7 protein-coding genes, 1 tRNA gene and 1 pseudogene are annotated in these 5,186 nt (G+C 42.2%); 2 read left to right on the plus strand and 7 right to left on the minus strand.

Features of this window, described 5'->3' with window-relative positions; all coding sequences use genetic code 11:
- Positions 1–42: 42 nt before the first annotated feature.
- Complete coding sequence (locus F7C14_RS11145) at positions 43–318, minus strand: transcriptional regulator (RefSeq protein WP_367114366.1); 276 nt, start codon at positions 316–318, stop codon at positions 43–45.
- An 88-nt stretch (positions 319–406) separates the two neighbouring features.
- Here F7C14_RS11145 and F7C14_RS09815 point away from each other — a divergent pair, with 88 nt between their 5' ends.
- The gene (locus F7C14_RS09815) at positions 407–1,306 is read left to right on the plus strand and encodes an LEA type 2 family protein (RefSeq protein ID WP_290902378.1); all 900 of its coding nucleotides are present in this window, start codon (positions 407–409) and stop codon (positions 1,304–1,306) included.
- A gap of 146 nt (positions 1,307–1,452) precedes the next feature.
- Here the strand turns inward: F7C14_RS09815 and F7C14_RS09820 are convergent.
- The 4 genes from F7C14_RS09820 to F7C14_RS09835 form a co-directional block, all read right to left on the minus strand.
- Positions 1,453–1,535, minus strand: a tRNA-Ser gene (locus F7C14_RS09820).
- Positions 1,536–1,580: 45 nt separating this feature from the next.
- Positions 1,581–2,081, minus strand: a complete 501-nt coding sequence (locus F7C14_RS09825; RefSeq protein WP_290902381.1) for a rubrerythrin family protein — start codon at positions 2,079–2,081, stop codon at positions 1,581–1,583.
- Positions 2,082–2,086: 5 nt separating this feature from the next.
- Positions 2,087–2,503 (minus strand): ferritin-like domain-containing protein, encoded by a 417-nt coding sequence (locus F7C14_RS09830; protein ID WP_290902384.1) that lies wholly within the window; start codon positions 2,501–2,503, stop codon positions 2,087–2,089.
- Positions 2,504–2,558: 55 nt separating this feature from the next.
- Positions 2,559–3,059, minus strand: a complete 501-nt coding sequence (locus tag F7C14_RS09835; protein WP_290902396.1) for a rubrerythrin family protein — start codon at positions 3,057–3,059, stop codon at positions 2,559–2,561.
- Between the two features lie 108 nt (positions 3,060–3,167).
- Here F7C14_RS09835 and F7C14_RS09840 point away from each other — a divergent pair, with 108 nt between their 5' ends.
- Positions 3,168–3,590 (plus strand): Lrp/AsnC family transcriptional regulator, encoded by a 423-nt coding sequence (locus F7C14_RS09840; protein ID WP_290902387.1) that lies wholly within the window; start codon positions 3,168–3,170, stop codon positions 3,588–3,590.
- On the opposite strand, the gene prs is transcribed toward F7C14_RS09840, so the two are convergent.
- Together prs and F7C14_RS09850 are read right to left on the minus strand one after the other, a co-directional pair.
- Positions 3,591–4,424 (minus strand): ribose-phosphate diphosphokinase, encoded by an 834-nt coding sequence (gene prs, locus F7C14_RS09845; RefSeq protein WP_290902391.1) that lies wholly within the window; start codon positions 4,422–4,424, stop codon positions 3,591–3,593.
- 28 nt (positions 4,425–4,452) lie between these two features.
- Positions 4,453–5,186: pseudogene (locus F7C14_RS09850) on the minus strand (hypothetical protein); the annotation flags it as partial.

The following is a 5,186-nucleotide window of genomic DNA, read 5'->3' on the forward strand; positions in this document are numbered from 1 at the left end:
CCTTAACATGCTTAATATCAAAGTAATAAAAAACTAACACATTCATTGAACAAACGAAAAATTCAGTTTTCCAACGATTTCCAAACCTCGATCGGTAATTCTAACGTAATACCGAGGTTTACCGGTAGCAGTTTCCTCCTTTTTTATTTCTTGGATCTCCACAAGACCGAGGAGCTCCAAAAACTTACAATTCTTTTTAATCGTGCTAAAATTCGTCTTTAACTGTTTTGATAGGTTGTAAAACGAGTAAAATTTTCTATCTGCAAGAATTTTAAGAATCTCAAGCTTAATCTTGTCACTTTCGAGCAAATCTTCCATTTTGTGATAGACACTACAAGAGGATAAATCTTATAATAGCAAATTTTGTAGTAAACACAGCAATATTGTAGATATAGGGGGTGTGAGAATGCAATGGCGATCGGTGGTTTTGATAATTTTAATAGCAACACTGATTCCACTATGTTCCCAGAAACCGAAATTTGAGAAGCCTACAGTGACTATAGATGATATAAAGTTCCAAAATGCAACAACCGAGCAAGTTACATTCTCAGTCCGAGTTATCGTAGATAATCCCAATCCATTTGGGGTGAAACTCACGAAAGTTTCCTTTGATCTTTATTACAAAGAAGGAGACAGCTACAAGTTTCTTGGAAAAGGAGAGGAAAAGAACATCGAAATAAGGAAAAGTGGAACAACCACTGTTGAAATTCCTGTTTCTATAGAGAACAAGAGGTTGATCGAGACTCTGATAAAGCTTGCCAGGGAAGGCTCTGTGGAACTAAAAGCGTCTGGTTCAGCCTATATTGACGTGAAAGTGACGACTATAGAAGTTCCCTTTGAGAAAATCAAAGTCTTACAAGCAGAGGAGCTAAAAGGGCTCACGATAACTGTACCAACTCAAACTCAAAGTGGTGAAGCGGAAATAATCGAGTACAATGAGACTGAAATAACGCCCACGCCCTCCTTAACGCCTATTCCAACCCCAACTCCGACGCCTACTGCAACACCAAAACCGAAGTTGCTCGTAACGGTTAAACCTTCTCCAGCTAAAGTAAGACAAACAGTAACGATAAAAGTTACAGACGAAAACGGTAATCCAGTAGAGGGAGCATGGGTTGGCTACGTTGAAGTCGGTAAAGCTGTGGTTACAGGAGATGTTATAAGTAATTTGAATTACATCGGAAAAACCGACGCAAATGGAATTGTAACGCACAAATTTACTGTACCTGATCTCTACTACATAGGAGCAAAGAAAATCGGTTATCAGTTCGGCTATACGCAGCTAAGAGTAAAAATACTGTCGTAAGGTGCTTTATAGTGTTGCTTTTTAGAACCTATTTTTTAAGCTGGAGAAGTTTGATAGTAGCAAGAATTGCCATAGCAGATGTGATTAAACAAATTAGGAAGAAACCCACAAATAGAGAGTTGGAACGACATAAACTTTTTAAAATACGCCGGGGCTGGGACTTGAACCCAGGAGCCCTTGACGGGCACCGGCTCTCAAGGCCGGCGCAGTGCCTCTCTGCAACCCCGGCAACTATAAAAAAATAAAAAGCGGTGGCTTATGAAGGTTTTGGTCACTAAAACTCTTTGAATTTATCCTTCCCGACACTACAAAGAGGACAAACGTCTGGAGGAGTTCCAACGAAAATGTAACCGCAAACTGGGCAAACGTATATTTTCTCATCGTAGGCTTTATCTCTCCCGCTTTCAACCAAAATCTTCAGCTCCTTGTAAATCTCCGCATGCTTCTTTTCGGTTTCCATTGCCCATCTAAAAGACGTTGCAGCTTTTTTCGCTTTTTCCTTTATTGCTTCGTCGTAGAACTTCGGATACATCTCCTCAACTTCGTACGTCTCACCCTTAATTGCGTCATCCAAAGCTTTTACGGGATCTTCCAAGCTCTCCAGATTTTTGAAGTGGTTTTTCGCATGAACATATTCAGAGAAGGCGAAGGCTTCAAAAACCCTTGCGAGATTTCTCAAACCCTTCTCTCTCGCCAACTCCGCAAAAATTAAGTATTTGACGTGAGCTTGGCTTTCTCCAGCGAAGGCAGTTTTCAAATTTTCCTCTGTTGTCATGATTTTTAGCCCTCCAGCAGTGACGAGAAGAAGTCGTGGTGCTCTTCCTCGTCCGCAAGAATTTCCTCAAAAAGCTTCGCAGTCGTGATGTCTCCCTCTTCCCTTGCAACTTTTATTATCTCCTTGTAAAGTTCTATAGCCTTCTCCTCCTCTCCCTTGTCTATTTCTATCATCTCTCTAACGGTGTTTCCTATCGTTATCGGGTTCGGCTTTGTTGTCGGAGTTCCTCCAAGATATGCTAACCTCTCCGCTATAGCCTCTGCATGCTTCATCTCGGTTATAGCGATCTCCTTCAACTTTCCTTTAACGGTTTCTCCCTCAAAGCCCTTTGCCAAAACATGCTGCCAGAGGTACTGAATCGAAACCTGTATTTCCCTTGCTATAGCTTCGTTCAGCAAGTTCTTAAGCTTCTCGCTTACCATCTTATCACCTCGGTATTAAATAAAAATTTAGAAAGGTAAAAATCTTTCTATTTTGCTAAAACTTTTTGAATTTGTCCTTGGTAGCTCCGCAAATTGGACATCTTTCTGGCAAGCTTTCGCTCGTATATCCGCAGATCTCGCAAATGTAGATGTCGCCAACTTCGACATCCTTTCCCTCTTCAACCGCCTGCTTAGCCTTAGAGTACAATGCCGCATGTATCTTTTCAGCCTCGATAGCGTACTTTATACTCCTCTTCGCCCTCCCCTCGTTCTGAAGTTCGGCTATCGCATTATACGCTGGGTACATCTCATCAACTTCGAACTTCTCTCCGTTTATAGCCGTCTGGAGGTTCTCCTTAGTTTCTCCAACGAGTTCCAAAGCTTCAAGATGGTTTCTCGCATGCACGAATTCGGCAAAAGCTATAGCCTCGAACAGCCTCGCCACGTTTTCGAATCCTTCCTCTCTCGCCTTCTGCGCAAAAATCAAGTACCTCATATGCGCCTGGCTCTCCCCTGCAAACGCCTCACTCAAAGACTTCTTCGTCATCTCCCTCATCCGTATCACCAAATTTTACTTTTAGTTTCGAATATTTAACTTTTTTGGTTTCAATTATTTACCTCAAGAGGAAAAAATTTAAATTTTGGCATGGAAAAATACACTTTAATGGACGAGAGAGACAGAAAAATCATCGAAATTCTCGTGAAAAACGGAAGAGCGACGTTAACTGAGATCGCGAAGGAACTTGGAATTTCGGAGGCTGCCGTAAGGAAGAGGCTGAAAAATTTGGAGGAGAGAGGGATAATAAAGGGATACACCGCAATAATCGACTACGAAAAAGCCGGATACGGAGTTATCTCTCTAACTGGTATCGATACCGAGCCAGACAAATTTTTGGACGTTGCTAAAAAGTTAAGAGAACACGAATTCGTAAAATCCCTCTATATCACGAGCGGAGATCACATGATAATGGCAGAGATAGTAGCAAAGGACGGAGACGAGTTGACAAAAATTCTTTCCGAGGTTATAGGGAAGATCGAAGGTGTAAAGAGAGTTTGCCCAGCTATAGTTTTGGATAAGATAAAGTGATCAAAAGACTTTTTCAGCGAGAAGCTCCGCCACGCTTATTTTGCTCACGTAACTTAGAACGGTGTCAGTGGCAACGATTTCATCTGCCCCGGAAATGTAGATATTCAGCAGATCCCGCATATCTGCTAAAGCATGAACGCACGAAACGAGAATTCTCTTGACGTTGCTCTTCTTTACAAGTTTAATCGCCTGCACCATGGAACTTCCAGTGTAAATAAGATCGTCCACTAAGAGAACTTCGTAACCGTCAAGGTTCATCCTCCTCGCCGAAACTATAACGTTTTCAGCGTCAACTCTGATTTTCTTCATTAGCTCGTAGTCAGTTCCTATCTTCTCAGCCACGCCTCTCGCAAGCTCTTCGGAAGTTTCATCGGGAGAGATTACTATGCACTTCTCTCCAAGCTTTTCAGCGAAGTACTCCCCTATGAGTTCCGCGGCAGAGATGTTCACAACATCCATCTCCCCCGAAAAGTTGACGGAGTACATTTTTTCGAAAATGTCGTAGAGCTTCGAAAGGACTTTTAGAGGAGGAAGTTCTCCTTTTATCAACTTTTTACCCTTTTTTGAATAAGCTATGTAGGGGAAAATCCCGTAAATTCTTTTAGCTCCGTATTCTTTCAGGGCTTCGGCAACAAAGAGGTTTTCGAGAATTATCTCATCCGGATTCGGATGGAAAGTGTTCACAAGGTACACATCCTCCCCTTCGACATCGAAAGTTAGTCTTACGTACTTTTCCCCGTATTTGAGCTTTTCAAGCTCTATTAAGTGCAAGTTCTCCCCACAACTTCTGGCAATTTTAACAGCCAGAAATCCGTTGCTTCCTGGAATGATCATTAGCTCAAACAAACCTCATTTCTGAATATTACCTTTTCGCATAAACCTTCGTCCCTTCGAAAGAGAAAACAAGCTCAAAGCAGCTGAAATTCTCTCTCAGTCGGTACATTTCTCTCTCAAATTTTCCAACGACGATGTAACTTGCGTTGTACTTCTCCGCTATGCTTTTAGCTAAAGAACAGTTCCCGTACTCGTAAACCTTTCTAACGTCCTCTATCCTCTCAGCCAACTCTAAGCCATTTTTCCTCCACTGCACCTCATGACACTGCCAAGCCACAACGGTTTGCTTGCCGGAAACAGCAGCGATTCTTCCTCCAAGCGTGTAACAGTCTCCAGCAGCTTCAATTATAACACTTCCCTCTTTTCCTCTAAGCCACATCGCTGCTTCGTAATCTCCCCTACTGTAATCCTTGAGGAATTTCGTCGCATCGAGCGTTAGTTCAGCCTTGTAATGCCTCACAGGAGTCGCTACAACCGGATATATCAGCATTAAAGCAACTAAAGCTAAGGCTAACGCCTTCTTCCTTTCGTAAATCCTTACTAAGGAAATTCCAGCCGAAACGCTTAGCAAAACCCACGAGAGAATGTAGAATTTAAAGTAGGTGTTCATCCTCGTGTCTATAGCAAAGAATTCGCAGGAAGCTATGAAAAGGGTAGCCACCAGAACAAGGTAGGAAACGAAATCTCTCCTCATCAGCGAGTATATTGCAAGGGGGATCAGCAAAAAGATTGGTGAAACTATAGCAAGAATAAGAGCTATTA

It is taken from the genome of Ferroglobus sp., from assembly GCF_015521575.1.
Classification (GTDB): Archaea; Halobacteriota; Archaeoglobi; order Archaeoglobales; family Archaeoglobaceae; genus Ferroglobus.

Excerpts from the sequence above, each read along its gene's own strand:
- F7C14_RS11145 (WP_367114366.1), bottom strand. The coding sequence starts at position 318 with ATGGAAGATTTGCTCGAAAGTGACAAGATTAAGCTTGAGATTCTTAAA.
- F7C14_RS09815 (WP_290902378.1), top strand. The coding sequence starts at position 407 with ATGCAATGGCGATCGGTGGTTTTGATAATTTTAATAGCAACACTGATT.
- F7C14_RS09825 (WP_290902381.1), bottom strand. The coding sequence starts at position 2,081 with ATGACAACAGAGGAAAATTTGAAAACTGCCTTCGCTGGAGAAAGCCAA.
- F7C14_RS09830 (WP_290902384.1), bottom strand. The coding sequence starts at position 2,503 with ATGGTAAGCGAGAAGCTTAAGAACTTGCTGAACGAAGCTATAGCAAGG.
- F7C14_RS09835 (WP_290902396.1), bottom strand. The coding sequence starts at position 3,059 with ATGAGGGAGATGACGAAGAAGTCTTTGAGTGAGGCGTTTGCAGGGGAG.
- F7C14_RS09840 (WP_290902387.1), top strand. The coding sequence starts at position 3,168 with ATGGACGAGAGAGACAGAAAAATCATCGAAATTCTCGTGAAAAACGGA.
- prs (WP_290902391.1), bottom strand. The coding sequence starts at position 4,424 with ATGATCATTCCAGGAAGCAACGGATTTCTGGCTGTTAAAATTGCCAGA.